At 35.8% G+C, this 18,623-nt stretch carries 19 protein-coding genes and 1 pseudogene; 10 read left to right on the top strand and 10 right to left on the bottom strand.

Annotation, left to right across the window (positions count from 1 at the left end; translation table 11 throughout):
• The first annotated feature begins 130 nt into the window (after positions 1–130).
• Complete coding sequence (locus ACFRAE_RS14570) at positions 131–703, top strand: helix-turn-helix domain-containing protein (RefSeq protein WP_422797900.1); 573 nt, start codon at positions 131–133, stop codon at positions 701–703.
• Between the two features lie 19 nt (positions 704–722).
• Here the strand turns inward: ACFRAE_RS14570 and ACFRAE_RS14575 are convergent.
• From ACFRAE_RS14575 to ACFRAE_RS14610, 8 genes and pseudogenes are all read right to left on the bottom strand, one after another.
• Positions 723–1,073: pseudogene (locus ACFRAE_RS14575) on the bottom strand (TlpA family protein disulfide reductase); the annotation flags it as partial.
• 19 nt (positions 1,074–1,092) lie between these two features.
• Positions 1,093–1,560: a hypothetical protein gene (locus ACFRAE_RS14580; RefSeq protein WP_422797901.1), complete on the bottom strand. Its 468-nt coding sequence runs from the start codon at positions 1,558–1,560 to the stop codon at positions 1,093–1,095.
• Between the two features lie 181 nt (positions 1,561–1,741).
• Complete coding sequence (locus ACFRAE_RS14585) at positions 1,742–2,983, bottom strand: sulfate adenylyltransferase subunit 1 (protein WP_422797902.1); 1,242 nt, start codon at positions 2,981–2,983, stop codon at positions 1,742–1,744.
• A gap of 53 nt (positions 2,984–3,036) precedes the next feature.
• Positions 3,037–3,927, bottom strand: a complete 891-nt coding sequence (gene cysD / locus ACFRAE_RS14590) for a sulfate adenylyltransferase subunit CysD (protein ID WP_422797903.1) — start codon at positions 3,925–3,927, stop codon at positions 3,037–3,039.
• 13 nt (positions 3,928–3,940) lie between these two features.
• Positions 3,941–4,645 (bottom strand): phosphoadenylyl-sulfate reductase, encoded by a 705-nt coding sequence (locus ACFRAE_RS14595; RefSeq protein ID WP_422797904.1) that lies wholly within the window; start codon positions 4,643–4,645, stop codon positions 3,941–3,943.
• Entirely contained in the window at positions 4,623–5,213 is a 591-nt protein-coding gene (locus ACFRAE_RS14600; RefSeq protein WP_422797905.1) for a precorrin-2 dehydrogenase/sirohydrochlorin ferrochelatase family protein, read from the bottom strand. Before ACFRAE_RS14600 ends, ACFRAE_RS14595 begins: the two co-directional genes overlap by 23 nt.
• 1 nt (position 5,214) lies before the next feature.
• The gene (cobA, locus tag ACFRAE_RS14605; RefSeq protein ID WP_422797906.1) at positions 5,215–5,982 is read right to left on the bottom strand and encodes a uroporphyrinogen-III C-methyltransferase; all 768 of its coding nucleotides are present in this window, start codon (positions 5,980–5,982) and stop codon (positions 5,215–5,217) included.
• Positions 5,983–5,996: 14 nt separating this feature from the next.
• On the bottom strand, positions 5,997–8,105 hold the full coding sequence (locus tag ACFRAE_RS14610; protein ID WP_422797907.1) for a nitrite reductase: 2,109 nt from the start codon (positions 8,103–8,105) through the stop codon (positions 5,997–5,999).
• 212 nt (positions 8,106–8,317) lie between these two features.
• Between ACFRAE_RS14610 and ACFRAE_RS14615 the strand changes: the two genes are divergently transcribed.
• The 4 genes from ACFRAE_RS14615 to ACFRAE_RS14630 are packed head-to-tail and all read left to right on the top strand — an operon-like array spanning position 8,318 to position 11,749.
• On the top strand, positions 8,318–9,262 hold the full coding sequence (locus tag ACFRAE_RS14615; RefSeq protein ID WP_422797908.1) for a PstS family phosphate ABC transporter substrate-binding protein: 945 nt from the start codon (positions 8,318–8,320) through the stop codon (positions 9,260–9,262).
• Positions 9,237–10,130 (top strand): phosphate ABC transporter permease subunit PstC, encoded by an 894-nt coding sequence (pstC, locus tag ACFRAE_RS14620; protein ID WP_422797909.1) that lies wholly within the window; start codon positions 9,237–9,239, stop codon positions 10,128–10,130. The genes ACFRAE_RS14615 and pstC overlap by 26 nt, the downstream gene beginning before the upstream one ends.
• A complete protein-coding gene (locus tag ACFRAE_RS14625; RefSeq protein ID WP_422797910.1) occupies positions 10,131–10,985 on the top strand; it encodes a PstA family ABC transporter permease in 855 nt (284 codons plus the stop codon).
• Positions 10,940–11,749, top strand: a complete 810-nt coding sequence (locus ACFRAE_RS14630; protein ID WP_422797911.1) for a phosphate ABC transporter ATP-binding protein — start codon at positions 10,940–10,942, stop codon at positions 11,747–11,749. The genes ACFRAE_RS14625 and ACFRAE_RS14630 overlap by 46 nt, the downstream gene beginning before the upstream one ends.
• A gap of 65 nt (positions 11,750–11,814) precedes the next feature.
• On the opposite strand, the gene ACFRAE_RS14635 is transcribed toward ACFRAE_RS14630, so the two are convergent.
• The gene (locus ACFRAE_RS14635) at positions 11,815–13,311 is read right to left on the bottom strand and encodes a dicarboxylate/amino acid:cation symporter (protein WP_422797912.1); all 1,497 of its coding nucleotides are present in this window, start codon (positions 13,309–13,311) and stop codon (positions 11,815–11,817) included.
• A gap of 1,005 nt (positions 13,312–14,316) precedes the next feature.
• Positions 14,317–14,667, bottom strand: coding sequence for a 4Fe-4S dicluster domain-containing protein (locus ACFRAE_RS14640; RefSeq protein WP_422797913.1), 351 nt, complete (start codon positions 14,665–14,667; stop codon positions 14,317–14,319).
• Positions 14,668–14,827: 160 nt separating this feature from the next.
• Here ACFRAE_RS14640 and ACFRAE_RS14645 point away from each other — a divergent pair, with 160 nt between their 5' ends.
• From ACFRAE_RS14645 to dnaJ, 5 genes are all read left to right on the top strand, one after another.
• Positions 14,828–15,841 carry an acyl-CoA reductase gene (locus ACFRAE_RS14645; RefSeq protein WP_422797914.1) on the top strand — a complete coding sequence of 338 codons (1,014 nt, stop codon included), beginning with the start codon at positions 14,828–14,830 and terminating at the stop codon, positions 15,839–15,841.
• 60 nt (positions 15,842–15,901) lie between these two features.
• Positions 15,902–16,105 carry a fructose-6-phosphate aldolase gene (locus ACFRAE_RS14650; protein WP_422797915.1) on the top strand — a complete coding sequence of 68 codons (204 nt, stop codon included), beginning with the start codon at positions 15,902–15,904 and terminating at the stop codon, positions 16,103–16,105.
• The gene (locus tag ACFRAE_RS14655) at positions 16,105–16,794 is read left to right on the top strand and encodes a cell division ATP-binding protein FtsE (protein WP_422797916.1); all 690 of its coding nucleotides are present in this window, start codon (positions 16,105–16,107) and stop codon (positions 16,792–16,794) included. The genes ACFRAE_RS14650 and ACFRAE_RS14655 overlap by 1 nt, the downstream gene beginning before the upstream one ends.
• Before the next feature lie 127 nt (positions 16,795–16,921).
• Complete coding sequence (locus tag ACFRAE_RS14660; protein WP_422797917.1) at positions 16,922–17,443, top strand: nucleotide exchange factor GrpE; 522 nt, start codon at positions 16,922–16,924, stop codon at positions 17,441–17,443.
• 10 nt (positions 17,444–17,453) lie between these two features.
• Positions 17,454–18,605, top strand: a complete 1,152-nt coding sequence (gene dnaJ, locus ACFRAE_RS14665; protein ID WP_422797918.1) for a molecular chaperone DnaJ — start codon at positions 17,454–17,456, stop codon at positions 18,603–18,605.
• The last annotated feature ends 18 nt before the right edge of the window (positions 18,606–18,623 follow it).

An 18,623-nucleotide genomic window follows, 5' to 3' on the forward strand; every position in this document is an offset into this window, starting at 1 on the left:
TAATATATTGTGGTTTAAAAATTAAATAATCGAATCGTAATATGTACTGAATATATTGATTATTTTAATAGTTTGATAAGGAATATTTATATTTCTTAAATTTGTTTTAGTTTATAATCAAATTTAACTTATGCTTTTATCCTCAAAACTCTTGGTTAAAAATATGGTCTGTGATCGTTGTATTCGGGTTGTACAGCAAGAATTAAATAGTCTAGGAATAAAGGTGTTGGAAGTGAAGCTAGGGGAGGTGAACATAGCAGGCCTGCTTGATGAGGTTCAACTGCATCAAATCAATCAAAAGTTTGAGGAATTAGGATTTGAACTGTTGAAGGATAAGAAAGAGAAAATTGTCGAAAAGATTAAAAACATCCTCGTAAACTTAATTCATCACGATCAACAGGAATTGAAAACAAATATTTCTCAAATTTTACAGGAAATAATAGGATTAGATTATGGGTATATTTCTCAATTATTTTCTGAACAGGAAGGCCAGACTATTGAAAAATATGTTATTCAGCAACGTGTTGAAAAGGCGAAAGAACTGCTTAGGTATAATGAATTAACCTTAAATGAAATTGCGCAGAACCTGCATTATTCGAGTGTTGCACACCTAAGTGCACAGTTTAAAAAGATTACAGGAATGACTCCAAGTCAATATAAAGCTAACGAAGAAAATCATCGCATATCTCTGGATAAGGTCTAGGCTAAATTAGTAGTTATCGCTATTTATTTAATTCTGCTTCGATCAATTTAGTCATTGAATCTTCAAAACCTATATAGCTTATATCTATATTTTTTATTATTCCTTTTTTATCGATTAATATGGTGGTAGGAAAAGTATTTATAGCATAACGTTTATTCACTCCAGTATTGATGAGTTGGTGGTATTGATAATCTTTTTCTTTTATATAACTTCTTATTTCTGGTAATTTATCATCTATATCATTGATACCAATTACAACCAGACCTTGATGTTTATATTTCATATGCAAACTGTTCAACACAGGCATGATGGTACGGCAAGGTATACAACTAAGAAACCAAGAATCGATTACGACAACTTTCCCTTTAAAATCAGCTAGTTTTTCTAATTTATTTGAATGTAATTACATATTCTTTATTGCTGGTCTGGATGTGAGTAGAATCAAGGTTACTCGTAAGGTAATTGTAGTCAAAAATTGAATTTAATTCATAATCAGATAATTCAAATTTACTCCAATTTTTAACGATTTCTACCTGAGGGCTAGGTACATGCGTATATTTAAATACCGTATCTTTCGTAATTAAATTAGCATTAGAATTTGAATTTAATAACAATATAGTATCGTTAGCTAAATATCTAATATTTACGGTGTTATTGAATAATATTTCATCTTTATGAATAGCGGTATCCGCTAATATTTTATAGTTTATAAAGTAATTGGAGTAATTTGCATTATGCAGATTGGATATAGCATCCTTAAGTATTTTTAAGGATGACGAATCAATTTGTTGACTGAAACCAATTTGAATATTAAAAATCCAACAGATTATACAAAGGATTGGTTTATAATTAGGCATAATTATTAATGGTTTAGTAATATTGATTAGCAATATTATTCTATTAAGTTACTTATAATTGAACAATATTGAAAACACTAATTATTTACTTCACCTAATGATAAAATAAATATGTTTAATAATTTATATTATGTTAAATAGAGTTTAGTAAAGACTACCCTTATCAGGTAATCTTTATATATTATGCAGGTTGGAATATAACAGCGGCTACTGTTATATTTGTTCTTGGATCAATGATAATTGCTCTAGAATTCTCAGGGAATTCATTCTGCGGATCAAATACTATTTCATCAGCTGATTTTAAACTTACTCGAGCGATATCATTTAGTTTAACAGATTCATTGTATACGTGTTCTTGATTATGCACATCGTATTTATACAAAACTTCCGGAATTTTTATTTTAGATACTTTACTATGTGTTTGCAATAAATAAATTTGATTGGTATCCAATTCTTTATTTTCAAACCATGCTAAGTTCGCTTCTAAATTTTTTGCTGTTTGTGCTGAATGATTCGCTGATACAATAAAGTCTCCTCTAGAAATATCAATTTCATCATTTAAATGAACTATTACCGATTTGCCATTCTCAGCTTCCTGCAATTGTTCTTGATTAAATTCTATCGCTTTTACTGAAGAACGGTACCCAGCAGGCAATACGATCACCTCTGCTCCTACATGAAGCCCCTCTCCTAACACTCTTCCCGCATAACCTCTATAGTCATGTAAATCAGCGCTTTGAGGTCTTACAACCCACTGAACAGGGAATCTCCAACCATTATTCTTGGTTTCAGGAATTTCAACTTCTTCTAAATAAGCTAATAAAGATGGTCCTTGATACCAATCCATACGTTCAGACTTATTCACGATATTATCACCTTTTAACGCCGATACAGGGATAAAGTCGACCTCAGATAGATTTAAATTTTTAGCCAGCTTTAAATAATCTTCCTTAATGTTTTCATACACAGCTAATTCATAATCCATCATATCCATTTTATTGATACAAACCAGCACTTTCTTTAAACCCAATAATTGGGCAAGAAATGAGTGTCTTTTAGTTTGTTCAATAACCCCTTTTCTAGCATCAACTAGAATGATGATTAAATCAGAATTAGAAGCACCTGTCACCATATTACGTGTATATTGAATATGACCAGGCGCATCAGCGATAATGAACTTTCGTTTTTCTGTTTGAAAATATTTATAGGCCACATCAATGGTGATGCCTTGTTCCCGTTCAGCTTTTAGACCATCAGTTAAGATGGCTAAGTCTACCGTACCATCATCATTTTTACGATTGGCTTTTTGAATGGCTTCTAATTGATCGTCTAATATGGAATTTGTATCGTAAAGCAAGCGCCCAATTAAAGTTGATTTACCATCGTCAACGGAACCTGCTGTTATAAATTTTATGATATTCATGTGTGTGTGCTAAATTGAATTTTAAGAAATTTTTAAACTAATCCTCTCTAAGCTTAGAAATAACCTTGTTTTTTCCGTTCTTCCATGGCTGCTTCAGATACTTTATCATCCATTCTAGCCCCTCTTTCACTTACAGTAGATGCTTTAATTTCTTCAATAATATCATCCAATTCAACAGCTTTCGAATCAACCGCTGCAGTACAAGTCATATCGCCTACCGTTCTAAAGCGTACAGATTTATGCTCCACGATATCTTGATCATCAATTTGCAATACGGGGTGTGCTGCCATCCATTGGCCATTTCTGAAAACCACATCGCGTTCGTGGGAGAAATAGATCGATGGTAAAGCAATATTTTCACGTTTGATGTAATTCCACACATCCAATTCAGTCCAATTGGAGATTGGGAAAACACGAACATTTTCGCCTTTTTGAATTTTACCATTAAATATATTCCAAAGTTCAGGTCTTTGGCGTTTCGGATCCCACTGTCCGAATTCATCCCTTACGGAAAAAATACGTTCCTTAGCTCTCGCTTTTTCTTCATCTCTACGCGCACCACCGATACAAGCATCAAAACCATTTTTTTCAATAGTATCTAATAAGGTAACTGTTTGCAATGCATTTCTACTCGCATTTTTACCCTTTTGTTCGACTACTTTACCCGCATCAATACTGTCTTGAACATGACCAACGATTAATTTCTCGCCCGTTTGTTCGATCAACCAATCGCGATAATCGATGGTCTCTTGGAAGTTATGTCCCGTATCAATATGGACCAATGGAAAAGGGAATTTTCCAGGTCTAAATGCTTTAATCGCTAAATGCACTAGCGTTATTGAATCTTTACCTCCAGAAAATAACAAGGCTGGCTTTTCAAATTGGCCTGCTACTTCCCTTAATATATATATAGCTTCTGCTTCTAAATGATCTAAATAATCCATTATAATTTCAATCTTAATTTGTTGTTACATGCAATCCACATTCTTTTTTACTTTTATCTTCCCACCACCATCGGCCGGCTCTAAAATCATCCCCGGGTTGTATGGCTCGTGTGCATGGTTGGCATCCTATACTTGGAAATCCTTTATCGTGTAAAGGATTATACGGTATAAAGTTAGTTTTTAAATAGTTCTCTACCTCTTCCAGTGTCCAATAAAAAATGGGGTGTATTTTAATAATTTGATTCACCTCATCCCATTCGATAAAATCCATTTGATCCCTATTGTCCGACTGCTCCGATCGAATACCCGTAATCCAAACTTGATATCCTTTTATAGCACGTTTTAAGGGTTCTATTTTTCGGATAAAGCAACATTCTTTGCGGTTTTCTACCGATTCGTAGAAGCTAGAAGGACCTTTCAAAGATACCATTTCTTCCACAGCAGCTGCTTGTGGGTAGTAAGCTTGAATAGGCAATTTATATTTATCCAAGGTTCTATTCCAAACATAGTACGTTTCCGGAAATAATCTACCTGTGTCTAAGGTAAATAGCTTAATATTTCCTTGAAGTTCACCTAACATTTGTGTGATGACCTGATCTTCAATACCAAAAGAGGTTGAAAATATAGCCTTATCACCAAAATGGTTATTTATATACGCTAAAATAGCTAGCGCATCCAAACCCTGAAGGTTATTTTTAATGTGCTCGATCTGATTCATAGTGTAATAAATTTTCGGTATGTGCATTCAATGCTTTAATCTTTGCTTTTAAATCTCCTTGAAGTTGATCCCTATAAGTAGACATCAGATTTAAGGTTTCATCGATTTCTTCCGGCAGCAAATCATTTAATAATTCTTTGATGCGCTTCGCCATGGTTGGCGATTTACCATTGGTGGAAATACCGATTTTAAGATTTCCTTTTTGTACAACGGAACCTAAATAAAAGTCACAGAGCGAAGGTTTATCTGCAATATTCAATAAAACATGATGTTTATTGGCTAATCCACGAACTTCTTCGTTAAACTCCGGATTATTGGTCGCCATGATGATCAATTGTTTTCCAGCAATATCAGCTTCTAAAAAAGCACGTTGCTCTAAGTCAACCAAAGGTTTATCGGAAATAAATTGACGAAATGCATCGGATACTTCCAAGGCAATAACTGATATTCTTGCCTGTGGAGAATTTCCTAATAGCGCTTGGATTTTTTCAAGGCCTACTTCCCCGGCTCCAACTAATAAAGTATGAAGCTGATCCAGTTTCAAATATATTGGGAACAAGGTATTCATACTAAACGGCTAATGAATGTAATGCTGGTTTTAATAATTCAAATGCTTGATGTTTTGCGACAACCTCACCCAGAACAATGATAGCTGGAACACCAATTAAACTTTCTTCCGCTTTTTGGATAATGGAATCGATTCGTCCAAGTACAATTTTTTCATTAGGTAATGAGCCATTTTGAATTAATGCTATAGGCAAATCTCCTTTGCCATTTGCTTGGTATAAAGCCGCAATTTCCTTTAATTTTGAAAAACCCATTAAAACCACCACAGTAGCGTCAGTCTGCACGGCATGTTTCAAGTCGTCAGAAATACGACCATCCGAAGTTGATCCGGTGATTACCCAGAAAGATTCGGAAATCCCCCGATAGGTTAATGGTATTTGTTGCAATCCAGTTAATCCCACTGAAGAAGATATACCAGGAACTACCGCAGTTTCAATACCAAACTGACGAACATAATCCAATTCTTCCCCGCCTCGGCCAAAAACAAAAGGATCCCCTCCTTTCAATCGTACTACATGCCCATGGGTTAAGGCATAATCAACCAATAATTGGTTGATATGGTCTTGAGATGTGGATAAACGTTCTGCCCGTTTACCAACATAAATTTTGGTACAGCCTGGTTTAGCAAAATCTAAAATTTCATCATTTACCAGAGCATCATATAAAATTACATCCGCAATTTGAATGGCTTTTATTCCTTTTAAAGTAATTAAATCTGGATCTCCAGGTCCAGCGCCTACTAAAGTAACTAATGGTTTAATACTTGTCATTTCTCGCCCCCTCTTTATGATATGCTGATTGATTTTAATTCTTCGCGTCGAGCTTTTGCTTCTAAGCAAAATGCTTTGGCCTGTAATAAGAATGTTTCAGCAAATTCTTTACTTGGTTCATATTTATTAATCTGCAATACACGCGCTGCAAATGTGCTCGGAAATTGAAATAATCCTTCTGCTACATAATGTGTATCAAAGTCAGCAATTACTGCCGATTGCGTAGATGCATTTACACCTTTATCTAAAAGCAATGCTTTTGCAGTCCAAACAAAGGAGCTATAGGCATGGTAGATGGCATCTGCATACAACTGTTGGTCTAAGGCTTCTTGAGACCAAGCTAGTTTTTCCTCAGCTTCGTAAATGAGTGTTGCAACTAAATCGATCACTACACCTGCACATTCGCCTACACCAATAGCTGTAGAAAAACTTTCTTCATGTCCCCAATCGATCAATTCATCGGCGCTTAAGTTGGATAAATCTGCTAATGGTTTCAAAAGACGATAAAAGTAATCTTTTCCTTTTTCGTCATAATATCCATGAAAATTAGATTCGTTCGGATTGTTCGTTTTAAAGTCTTGAAGAATTAAATCAACCACTTGCAATACCCTTTTGGTAGGTACTTTTATTACGCGTTCTGCCACACGACCTTTTCCGTCGCCTATGGTACCACCGCCTAACATGACTTGCGCAGCAGGAACAACATGGCCTCCAGATTTAACTGAGCTTCCATGAAAACCGATATGTGCAAGACCGTGTTGTCCACAAGAATTCATACATCCTGAAATTTTTATCTTCAGATCTTCTTCGGTAACAAAGGGAGCATGAAATTCATGGATATAATTTTCTAACACTCTTGCCATTTCTGTTGAATTGGAAATACCTAAATTACAAGTATCTGTTCCAGGACAAGTCGTGATATCAGCAGTACTGTTATAGCCTGGTTTTGCAAAACCTAAGCTATGTAGGGTGTTATATATTTGTGCTAATGATTCATTACGAACATATTTAAAAAGCAAATTTTGGTCCTGAGTGATGCGAATATCATCAGCCACATGATCTTTGATGCCATCAATTAACAAACGTGCTTTATCGGTAGAGATATCACCAGTTTGTATATTGGCATACACGCCAAAATATCCTTCTTGCTTCTGTTGGAAAGTATTGGTTAATTTCCAGATTTCAAAACCTACCTCATCCACTGCTTTAACCTCTTCGATAATGGCTGAAGGTGCTGCTGGTTGATCAATTTTGGAACGATCTATTTTGACAATGTGGTTCTTCAAAGCTGTTTTTTCTTGCTCAATTAAGCTTAAAACTTCCTCTAAACCTAATTTTTGAACCAAATACTTAAATCGCGCTTTATTCCGGTTATTTCGTTCGCCATAGCGATCAAATACCCGTAATGTGGCTTCCATATAAGGGATAATCTCTTCTTCTGCTAAGAAATCAAAAATTTCATTAGCCAAAATAGGTTGAGCTCCTAATCCTCCACCAAGCATGACTTTAAATCCTCTCCGCTCCTGCCCATTCACTTGTTTAATTTTAGGTATGAACCCAAAATCATGAATGTAAGAAAATGCGCTGTCTCGATCATTCGATGAAAAAGAAATTTTTATTTTTCTTCCCATCTCTGCACAAACAGGATTTCTTAAAAAATAAGTAAACGTAGCATGGGCATATGGGGAAACATCAAATGGTTCTTCAGGATCTATTCCTGATGTTGCTGATGCCGTAACATTTCTAACCGTATTTCCACAGGCCTCGCGTAAAGTAATATCATCCTCGGCAAGTTTAGCCCATAATTCCGGTGTTTTATCTAAACTCACGTAATGAATTTGGATATCTTGACGCGTCGTTAAATGCAAGTTGTGACTGGCATATTCATCCGATATTGCCGCTATTTTCAATAATTGTTTGAATGTTACTTTTCCAAAAGGTAACTTTATACGAACCATCTGAACACCTGGTTGTCGTTGGCCATATACTCCCCTAGCTAATCTTAAAGATCGAAACTTTTCCTCTGGAATTTCTCCAGATTGAAAACTACGAATCTTTTTTTCTAGTTCTATAATCTCTTTTTCTACGATTGGATTCTCTAATTCCGTACGAAAGCTTTGCATATCTACTCTAAGTATTATAAATTTTTCAATATCCCTCCAATAAACTTTAGGAATTCCTAAAATATATCCACAAATGTATAAATTATAATTCTATTAAATACATTAAATCTACTGATTTAGTATATATTTGTAGCGTATTCAAATATCATTTTTTCACCTAGTATTGTATTTTGAAGTATAACATATTATATATCAGCTGTTTAGCTAGTTTTTTGCTGCAATCTTGTGCTCCAAAGGTCTCCGAGTCTTACGATGAGAAAAATGGATATACAGGATCAATATCGATTTCAGGAGCATTTGCTTTGTATCCATTGGCTGTATTATGGGCAGAAGATTATAAAAAAACTAACCCTAATTTACGATTTAATATTTCTGCTGGTGGTGCCGGCAAAGGAATAGCCGATGTACTCACCGATATGGTGGATATAGGCTTGGTATCTCGAGATCTTCACCCTCAAGAATTAGAAAAAGGTGCACTGCCTATTCATGTAGCTAAAGATGCTGTTATTGGGACTATCAATAGTGATCATCCAGATATCGAGCTCATATTAACAAGAGGATTTACCCAAGAAGAATTAAAACAAATCTTTTTAGAAGGTAAATTTAAAAAATGGAACGAAATCGATTCCCGTTTTTCAGATACCGCCATTGAAGTATATGTTCGTTCCGATGCTGCAGGTGCAGCAGAAACATGGGCAAAATTCTTTGGTGCCAACCAGGAGGACTTGAAAGGAATAGGTATTTTCGGTGATCCTGGACTTGCGCAAGCCATTAAAGAAAATCCGAAGGCTATCGGTTTCAATAACCTCAATTATGTGTTTGACTTAAAAACGAAGAAAACCTCAGACAAGATCGTAGCTATCCCTATAGATTTAAATAAAAATGGTCAAATCGATCCCAATGAAGATTTTTATCAACATCTTGATTCATTAACTCATGCGGTTGCGACGAATGTCTACCCCTCTCCTCCAGCTCGAGATTTAACATTTGTTATTAGATCCAATAAACAATCAAATTTACTCAAGGATTTTATTCGATTTATACTCAACGATACCGAGCAAAGTTATTTACTTGAAAATGGCTACGTACCACTAGATAAAGAAACAATCATTAAAGAATTAGAAAAATTAAATGCAAGTGAATTACAGGTTAATTAAGGATTCAGTAAGCAAGAATGTATCTGCCGGCTTATTGTTACTCATTCTAGCTGTCATTGTATCCATATTCTTTGGATTAAGTGCCAAAGCTTATCCATTATTAGAAAAGATCTCTCTTTGGGAAATACTTACCGAGAGTGTTTGGTCGCCCATGAAAGGAAAGTTTGGTTTCTTACCATTTATATTAGGTACGCTTTGGGTAACCATTTTATCGCTTATCATTGCTGTTCCTTTATGTCTTGGGGCATCTATTTATTTGGTAGAATACGCTACTGACCGATTGCGCAATATGGTGCTTCCCTTGATGAATGTTTTAGCCGCCATTCCACCTGTACTTTATGGTGTTTGGGGGGTGCTTTTTGTAGTGCCATTAATTTCAGAATTGTCCTCCTTAGTTTTTGGGATTAATTCTTCAGGATATTCGGTCTTGGCTGGAGGAATAGTCTTAGCGGTGATGATATTTCCTATTATGGTCAGTATCATGGTGGAGGTAATCCAAACCATTCCATTGGAATTAAGATCCGTGTCTTTATCCTTGGGTGCGACCAAATGGGAAACCATTCAACATGTTGTGCTTAGAAAAGCCAAACCAGGGATCATTGCGGCGATTGTCTTGGCGGTATCTCGTGCATTTGGTGAAACCGTCGCTGTATTGATGGTGTGTGGTAATATACCACAAATACCTAAATCTATATTTGATGCAGGATATCCAATCCCAGCCTTAATAGCCAATAATTTTGGAGAGATGATGTCCATACCTTTATACGATTCGGCGCTTATGTTTGCAGCTTTATTATTGTTTGTACTCATCTTCGGCTTTAACTTAATTTCTAGATTAATACTAAATAAATTGGAGGGTAAACATTAAATGGCAAGTATTGGATCAAGACTTCGGAAAGAGAAAATAGCAAAAATCCTGATGCAAATGGCTGGTATTACCATTACGGGATCGCTATTCTTAATTGTCGGAACAATTTTATATAAGGGCTTACCTTATTTATCTTGGGAAATGATAACCCAAACTCCACAAGGTGGTTTTTATATTGGTAAAGAAGGTGGAATATTAAATGCTATTTTAGGTTCCTTGTATTTGGCGGGATTGTCAACCTTATTAGCGACCGTCATTGGAATCCCGATCAGTATCTACTTGAATGTCTATATCAAGAGTGGTTCCTTTGTTTCCAGAACCTCAAAATTAATTTTTGATGTTTTGTATGGCATTCCTTCGATTGTATATGGTGCCATCGCGTTCAGTATTATGGTGTTGTTCGGCATCCGTGCTTCTTTGTTGGGCGGCGTTATCACCATTACCTTGCTGACGATCCCTATCGTGGTTCGTACGATCGATGAATTGATCAGTACAGTTCCTGTAGATCTGAAGCATGTAACCTCCTCACTTGGAGCGACTAAACTAGAGTCATCTTTAGTGATGCTTAAATATATTAAACCCGGATTATTCACCGCTATTTTATTAGCTTTTGGCCGTGCTATTGGAGATGTTGCTGGGGTGCTTTTGACCACAGGATTTTCGGATAACATTCCAAAATACTTGGACGAGCCTACGGCTACTTTACCTTTGGCCATATTTTTCCAATTGAGTAGTCCTATTCCAGAAGTTCAAGGTCGTGCCTACGCTTCTGCATTAATTCTTACATTGATTATTTTAATTATCGTTTTATGTACACATTTCCTAGCGTCGAAACAAAAGAAACACAAGATATAGTGTCCAACTCATACCCACATATACAAATTAAGGACCTTAATGTACATATTGAAGGTCGACATGTATTGAAAAATATCAATTTAGATATTCCTAATAATTGCATTACTTCAATTATAGGGCCTTCAGGATGTGGTAAGACCACCTTATTAAAAACGTTGAATAGGTTGTTGGACGATTCCAAAGAAGTCACCGTAGAGGGGTCTGTATTGGTCAATGGAGAAGATATTTACGCTAACCATGCTGAAGTAACGCACATTCGGAAAAAAATGGGATTGCTTTCTCAGAAACCTTTTCCTTTGCCTATGTCCATCTACGATAATATCGCTTATGGACCGAAAATACATGGGGAGCGGGATAAGAAAAAACTGAATGCCATTGTTGAGCAGCAATTGAAAAATGTAGGATTGTGGGAGGAAGTAAAAGATCGCTTAGAAGCATCGGCTACACGGCTTTCGATCGGACAGCAACAAAGGTTGTGTTTAGCGCGTGGTCTTGCGGTAGAACCTGAGATAATTCTTGGGGATGAGTCTACCTCTGCGCTCGATCCACTTTCTACACAGATTATTGAAAATCTACTTATCGACTTAAAACAACAATATACCATCGTGTTAGTCACTCATATTTTGAGACAAGCGCGAAGGGTATCTGATTATATCTTGTTTCTATACAACGGGGAAATTGTCGAATTTGGCAAATCAGAAGATATTCTTTTGAATCCTAAACACGATATAACAAAGCAATATGTAAAAGGATTTATATCTTAATTATTAACCTAAAAAGAAAGAGCGATGTGTGCACATCGCTCTTTCTTTTTTATATACCCGGAAGATTAAGTTCTATTCTCACCTTCAGGTCCTTCTTGTATGGTTTCTTTAATTTCAGCTAAGGAATCTGGATCCGGATCTACACGAAACGGTGCCGCTTCATCAAATTCACCCTCCCATTTTGCAACAACAACGGTAGCTAGACAGTTACCAATTACATTGACCGAGGTTCTTGCCATATCCATTAGCTCATCGATTCCAAGTATAGCAGCAATGACGAATACAGGTAAGCCAAATTGATCTGCCGTAGCTATTAAGATGATTAGGGATGCTCTTGGTACTGCGGCCACGCCTTTTGAGGTGATCATCAATGTAAAAGCAATCATTAATTGTTGACCAAAGGATAAATCTATACCAGCTGCTTGGGCAACAAAAATGGACGCCAAAGAAAGGTATAAGGATGTACCATCCAAATTAAAACTATAGCCTGTTGGGATCACGAAGGAAACAATTTTACGAGGAACGCCAAATTTCTCCATGGCACTCATCGCTTTCGGAAGTGCAGCATCGGAGCTCGTCGTTGCAAAGGCGATAGAAACAGGTTCTTTAATCGCGGCAATGAATTGTTTGATCGGTACTTTTAAGTATAAGGCTACAGGAAGTAATATCAATAGTAAGAAACAAATCAGCGCCATATACAGCGTTGCTAAGAGCATAAATAAGTTTTTAAGGATATCTACCCCCAAATGCCCTACGGTGTATGCCATAGCAGCTCCAACGCCGATAGGTGCAAAAAGCATCACTAAATTGGTGAATTTGAACATGGCCTCTGATAAACTTTCTGCAAAATCAACAAAAGGTTTCCGTTTTTTCTCCTCCACCATGGCTAGTCCTATACCGAAGATGACGGCAAATACGACAATCTGTAATACCTTGTTTTCATACACAGATTTCACAATATTTTCAGGAAATGTATCTCGGATAAAGGTGGTGAATTTATATAAACCATGAGCACTTTCATCAATGTGTGCTAAGGCGTTTTGATCACTTTCATTGACCATCGAAGTTTTTGGTAGTTCTTCATGAGGCATATGCTCGATGTCGATACCTACGCCCGCTTTGGTGATATTGATTGCCGCTAAGCCTATAAATATAGCACAGGTGGTAGCTAGGAAGAAATACAGCATGGATTTCCAAGCCATACGACCTACTTGTTTTAAATCAGAATGTCCAGCAATACCAACGACTAAGGTGGCAAATAATATCGGGCCAACGATTGTTTTCACGAGTTTAATAAAGCCTTGGCTCAGGGGTTGTAAGGCTTTGGCAACGTTTGGAAAGTCCAATCCTACAAAGATGCCTAAAATCATACAGGTTAAAATCCAGGTGGTAAGGCCTTTCCGTACGAGTGCATTTAATATAAGTACTGCAGCTGTAGCCCAACGCACGACGATCATCACTGATGGAGGAACTGCAACAATATTAAATTCGTAAAGGAGTGTAATGAGTAATGCTATTGTTATTGTGAATAGCATAAGGTATCCCGTTGTTTTTTTTGACATGCGGTTTAATATGGGTTATTTAATTCTGATTAAACTTTTTTTGATGAACAAAAATAGAAATTAAAAGTAGTTTAGCAAATATTATACTATTTAATCCTTATTTATGGAAAGTTTTGCAAACGTCTAATCACTTAAATTTAATACAATATTTCTAGATTACTTGCCTAAAATCAAAAGGTTATGATTTTTTAAATGTTATAGCGGAAGTTTTGTAATATTTTTATTCATTTCGATTTTTTATTCTATATTTTCTATTAACCTATCGTTTTTTTAATAAAAATTATATGATTTTGGACTATTTTAAATTGTTTTTCATTGAATAACGATAAAAATGAACAGAATAGCGCTTTTTTATTTTATATTTTTAGGTATTATGTTGTTTATCTGTTGAAAATAACGCTTGTCTGTATCGAAATACCACTATTTATAAGCCTGTGTTGTTGTTAAATTATTGTTAATAGAATATTAGCTTTCTTTTTTATCGGGTTTTAACAATTATCGGTGTAAAAACCTGAGCTAATCAATGATCCTATTGCATTGTTTAGAAGGCCTATTTCTATACCAAGATTTTGTTCTCCTTCGGATCTTCTTCGAATCTTCTTTGGAACTAAGAAGGATATGGTTTGGGTATTTTCGACGGAGATCCGAATGTGCTCCCTTAGTAAAGCAAATCAATACCGAATGTCAGACGGTTTACTCGCTTGTTATCCTTAGGTTTTTGCGGTTTCGTCTGGAATAAAGTCTAAGTTTTTGCTATTGCCTATCCTTAAAGGATGGTTGAACCTATTTTTATAGAGCGGAGGAAAAGGATATGGGGATTATACGGAATAAGAGGATTCCTATGACAGGATGAACATTCGCTTATTTGGATTTAAAAATAAGTTGCTACAGAAGGTGCTGCAATAGGTTACTTTGCCTACAGGCATCGCTTATTGCTAAAAATAAATGGCTGATACGTTCTATACGCATCAGCCATTTAGTATACTATAATTAAGCTAAAATTAATTATTCAGCATGTAACCATGCTTTTTTAGCTAATAATTCTTCTTGACTTTCACGAACATCTTCATCATCTACACAACAATCTACCGGACATACCGCTGCACATTGAGGTTCATCATGAAATCCTACACATTCTGTACATTTATCAGAAACAATGTAATAAACTTCATTTGATACTGCATCTTGCGATTCATTTGCATCCAAGGTTACACCATCTCCGAAATCTATAATTCCATCTAAAGAAGTACCTTCAGAAAATTTCCAAGTAACACCTGCATCATAAATTGCATTGTTTGGGCATTCCGGTTCACATGCCCCACAATTTATACATTCATCCGTAATTTTAATTGCCATTTATGTCCTTACAATAAAATATTAAACTAATTTTGTGCTTCCAAAGTTAGTACATAACATACATACAATAAAATAAAAGTATATAAGTTTAGTAGTTATTTACTTTGATATGGCAAATATACAGTAAAATTCATACAGATTAATTCTAAATAGAAACATTTTGACATTACAAGATCGTATTTCAGCTTTCGTAAAATTAGGGGATTACCTTAAGAGTGAAGACTTTGCTCAATCGCCATTTTTAAATTCTGTAGCAAATAGAAATGCATGGTATAGCAAAGAAAACGTTTTGCAGCAAGCAAACGCCATCGCTTATAATTTAAATCAGGAGGCGTTAACTCAGTGGTTGTTGAATTTTCCCGACATGCAATCGAATAAACGTGTGGGATTAGTTTTGGCTGGAAATATTCCTTTGGTTGGTTTTCATGATATCTTATCCGTATTGATCTGTGGGTTTCATGCAGAAATTAAAGTTTCCTCAGATGATGCTGGATTAACTCAGGCTGTTTTGGGGATTTTAGTATCGATTGAACCTCAATTTTCAAATTACTTTCATTTGGTGGACCGCTTGCAGGATTATGATTTGATCATTGCCACTGGAAGTAATAATTCATCCCGTTACTTTGCGCATTATTTTAGTAAAAAGCCACATATCATTCGCAAAAACAGAAACTCAATTGCGATTCTTTCTGGTGAAGAATCCGCGGAAGAATTACGCCAATTGGGACATGATATTTTTGATTTCTTTGGATTAGGCTGTCGTTCCGTTTCAAAAATATACTTTCCGCAAGGATATGAAATATCCCGTTTTTATGAGGCCATGGAACAATTTGCTGGGGTTAAAGACCATTTTAAATACCATAACAATTATGATTTTAATAAATCTATTTATTTGATCAATAAGGATAAACATTTTGATAATGGTTTCTTGCTCTTGAAGGAAGATGTCACCTTAACGTCTCCCCTGGCAGTCTTACACTATGAATACTATGAAGATTTAGCGGTATTACTGCAGCAAATTGATCAACAGCAACAGGAAATTCAATGTGTGACCAGTTCGATGGATTTGAATTGCGAGGCTGCAGTTTTTCCATTTGGGGCTAGTCAATACCCCAAGTTAGCGGATTATGCGGATCAAGTAGATACATTAGCATTTTTACGGAAGAACCAATAATTTGGAAATAAAAGCGTTGTATGACTATGAATTCATAAAAAATGATAATTTTGTTCCACTATGTATGTGATAAAAGTTAAAGGTGTTGCCAAAATTCCAGATTATGTACAATTGAGAGATGATGCATTTACGCTTTTGGCATATTTTCGAGTAGATAGACCGGAGAAATCTTTAGATAAAATCGGATTGGCTGACAAAGCTGCATATATCATGGAAATTGTTCGAGAACTGCCTTTTGGGCAAATAAAGAAAATTGATGTATAATGAGTATTAAAGAAGCAAGTACTGTAATTAAGTTAAAAAACGTAGAGATCTACCAACAAAAACACCTGGTACTTTCAAACGTAAATTTAGATATCGCACAAGGTGAATTTCTCTATTTGATTGGACAATCGGGTTCTGGGAAAAGTAGTTTGTTGAAAATAATTTACGGCGACTTATATATTGCCAATGGGGAAGGTATGGTTGCTGGATTTGATTTGAAGAAACTTCATGAAAACGATGTTCCTTATTTACGCCGTAAATTGGGAATTGTATTTCAGGATTTTCATTTACTGAATGATCGTACCGTAGAAAAGAATTTAGAATTTGCTTTACGTGCCACAGGCTGGAAAGAGAAAGGCTTAATCGAAAACCGTATTCTGGATGTATTGGAAAAGGTAGGATTGCGTTCCAAACTTAAAAAAATGCCTCATGAATTATCTGGTGGAGAGCAGCAACGTGTCGTGATCGCGAGGGCCTTATTGAATAATCCTGAAATCATCTTAGCTGATGAGCCTACAGGTAACTTAGACCCTGCTACTTCAGAAGAAATCGTACTATTATTACGTGATATTGCTTCTTCAGGTACTGCCGTATTAATGGCTACCCACGATTACCAAATCATTAAAAATATGCCAGCCCGTATCTTGCGTACTGCTGATGGAGGTCTGCATGACAATGTAAGCATCTAATACCTGACAAGAAATTAGAATCCGACAGTTTTGCCTATGTTTTATTTATAAACTGACAGCATGTCGGATTTTTTTATGTTGGCAAAAATATTGTTTCAACGACTAATAGTAAAAATTTTTATTGCTGATGATGAACGAAAACGAAAATATTCAAGACCAAGAATTTAATCAAGCTGAGGAAAATGTAGAAAATTCAGCAAGTGAAGTGGATATCCTGAATCAAAAATTAACGGAAGCAACCGATAAGTATGCGCGTTTATTTGCAGAATTCGACAATTATAAAAAGAGAACATCCAAAGAGAAATTAGATCTTATTCAAAATGCTGGGAAAGACGTAATTGTGAAATTACTTCCTGTATTAGATGATTTTGATCGTGCTTTGGCGCATATGAAAGATCTTGAAGAAGAAAATCCGATCAAGCAAGGGATCGAATTGGTGAATAACAAATTCAAGAAAACGATGGAACAGTTAGGAATTAAAGAAATGCAGATTTTGGGTCAACCATTTGATGCGGAATATCAAGAAGCGATTACTTCTATTCCTGCGCCATCCGACGATTTGAAAAATAAAGTGATTGATGTTATCGAAAAAGGTTATCTATTAAACGATACCGTCATTCGATTTGCTAAAGTAGTCGTAGGACAATAAAATATAAATCATGTCAAAGAGAGATTATTATGATGTCCTTGGGGTATCGAAATCTGCTGATGCTGCTGAAATAAAATCAGCATACCGTAAGCTTGCTATAAAATACCATCCTGATAAGAACCCTGGAGATAAAGCCGCTGAAGATAACTTTAAAGAAGCTGCTGAGGCTTATGAAATCTTAAGTAATCCTGATAAGCGTAGAAAGTATGATCAGTTTGGTCATGCTGGCAATTCGGCTTCTGGATATGGTGGTGGTGGTGGAATGAATATGGATGACATTTTCAGTCAATTTGGAGATATTTTTGGCGGAGGAAATCCGTTTGAAAGTTTCTTCGGAGGTTCTGGAGGTGGTCGTTCGGGAAGAAGAGTTACACGGGGTACGAATTTAAGAATTAAAGTAAAACTTACCTTAGAGGAGATCGCAAATGGTGTCGAGAAGAAGGTTAAAGTTAATAAGCAAATCGTTTGTAATACGTGTTCTGGTTCTGGTGCTAAAGATAAAGGTTCTACACATACTTGTAATACCTGTGGCGGTTCGGGTTCTGTAAGAAGAGTAACGAATACCATATTAGGTCAAATGCAAACGACGAGCACCTGCCCTACTTGTAATGGTGAAGGTGTAGAAATTACGGCGAAATGTACCACCTGTAAAGGAGAAGGTTTAGAACGCGGTGAAGAAACTATTTCCATCAATATTCCTGCAGGCGTAAGTGAAGGTATGCAATTGTCTATGAGTGGAAAAGGAAATGCGGCCCCACGTGGTGGTATTCCTGGAGACTTAATCATTCTCGTTGAAGAAGTTGCTCACGAAACATTAAAACGTGATGGTGTAAATGTGATCTATGACCTCTATGTTAATTTTGCTGATGCTGCATTGGGAACGAGTGTAGAAATTCCTACCATAGATGGTAAAGCAAAAATAAAAATAGATCCTGGAACACAAGGTGGTAAAATATTACGATTAAAAGGAAAAGGTTTACCTGAGGTAAATTCATATCATAAAGGAGATCAATTGGTCTATGTCAATGTTTGGACTCCAAAAACAGTTTCTAAAGAGGAAAAAGAATTGTTAGAAAAATTAAAAACTTCTGCAAATTTTAAACCTCAACCAGGAAAAAGCGAAAAATCATTCTTTGAACGTATCAAAGAATATTTCGAATAACATTTTGTTTATTTTATC

Origin of the sequence: Sphingobacterium sp. HJSM2_6, assembly GCF_049316305.1 — a bacterium.
In the GTDB taxonomy this organism is placed as follows: Bacteria; Bacteroidota; Bacteroidia; order Sphingobacteriales; family Sphingobacteriaceae; genus Sphingobacterium.